Below are 1719 nucleotides of genomic sequence, written 5' to 3'. Positions count from 1 at the left end.
TCCTAGTAGTGTGAAAATAATCACCAATCAGCAGCTGCATCAGAACAAATTTCTCTACGCTGAGTTTGTCCGCTGAGTTGGGAGAACTCACTGTACCTATTGGTATAGGGCTGAACTACAGTTTAACTATCAATATTCCAAATATAATTTAGATTTTACTTTATTTATATTTACTAACGAATAGAAAGCTTCACTCAGCTTAATATATTGCTAATAAATAAAAACCCGCTATTTAGCGGGTTTTATTAGATTACTCTGAAACTCAGAAGTTAACAGTGAGATTTGGTACTTGTACCCACTCAGTCTCTTTTCCAAACTCAGTGTAAACCTTTGTAGATTTACTATCTGAATGACCCATACGACTTTGAGGATCATTACCTTGAGCTTTGATTAGACGCGCTGAAAGGCCACGTATTTCATGATAAGTAGGGCGCTCCTCTGACTTTAGATGGTCATATAAACCTAACTCATCACGAATTTTAGAAAACTCTTTACTGATATTTTTACTTACTATCTGGGTAACGTGATTAACCAGAGAACTAGTAGGGTTAGAGTTTTTCTTCGGCAGCTTATGTACAACATAAGGAGATAAGATTGCATCTCGGCTGTTGTCGATAATAGTTTTTAACGTGTCATTTATAGGAATAATCACGTGTGAAGCTTCGCTTTTATGAGTTTTTTGGCGATGGATAGCCAACTCCCCATAAACCGTGCCAAATTGATCTTGCTTTGGTACTTCATACCAAATACAACCACAGCGACCTGGCTCTGCTTCAGTCAATTTGTATTCAATTCTAGATACCTCTAAAACAGCATGTGTAGTTTGCATCGTTAAATTCATAGAAGTTTTTAACCACAAAGGAGCTGCCTCTAGGATCTTTACAAACGCTTCCAGATCTAACGGTTTTCGTTTCTTGTGCTCTTTTGGCTTTTTAATCTTTAACGCGGCTGGGTTTGTTGTCATATAGCCACTATCCTTCGCGTAGTCGAATACAAGCTCTAAAAAGCTAAGCTTACGGTTATATACATTGTTACTAGCGCCTTCATGATTAACTTCCATGTAGTCAGTTACATGAGTTAAAGCTATTTCATTGCAAGGCATAGTGAAGTAACTTTTTATACGCTGAACATCATTTTTCCAAGTTGAAAGCAAGCCATTACTTGGAGCTTTGTCAGAAATCATACGTTCAATAATTGAATCTATAATAAGATTCAAACTTAATTGCACTGGCTTGTCATTCATCAGCTTATCCAATATTGGAGCTGAGCGTGTTCGGCGATTATAGTCAAGCGCAACTGTGATCGCTTCTTGTCTATTTTGACTGACGATCTTTCTCCTGCCATTTGTAAGCTTAAGAGAGTAACCAGCTTTCTTGTCAAAGTATAAATAAGGAGGAAGATCTCTGTACTTATCGCTTCTTCTGTTACCACTACTTTTATTAACAGCTCTTTTTTTACCTGTCATGTTAACTTAACTCCGCTAGTTGAGCTGCTAATGCGAAAGCAGCTACATTAGTGAGCGGAAGTTGATTGCTGTAAACATATACTTCAGCATTGTTACCTACAAATTCACCTTCAATAACTCCGCCATTGATCCAACTTCTCAGAGTTTTATTTGATGGCCTTGAACACTCGGTAAAAAACATGCTCGCCCACAGTTGGCCTTTCATCAGCCTACCGCCATTTGTAATTGTATGATTCATTTAGAACCTCCAAAGT

2 protein-coding genes are annotated in these 1719 nt (G+C 37.6%); both read right to left on the bottom strand.

Going from position 1 to position 1719, the window contains the following annotated elements; translation table 11 throughout:
• Positions 1–262: 262 nt before the first annotated feature.
• Positions 263–1465, bottom strand: a complete 1203-nt coding sequence (locus L1D51_RS21335) for a tyrosine-type recombinase/integrase (protein WP_239964816.1) — start codon at positions 1463–1465, stop codon at positions 263–265.
• Position 1466: 1 nt separating this feature from the next.
• Entirely contained in the window at positions 1467–1703 is a 237-nt protein-coding gene (locus tag L1D51_RS21330) for a hypothetical protein (protein ID WP_239964815.1), read from the bottom strand.
• Positions 1704–1719: the final 16 nt, after the last annotated feature.

The organism is Pseudoalteromonas shioyasakiensis (assembly GCF_022398475.1).
GTDB lineage: Bacteria > Pseudomonadota > Gammaproteobacteria > Enterobacterales > Alteromonadaceae > Pseudoalteromonas.
This window is presented reverse-complemented; position numbering and strand designations above follow the sequence as displayed.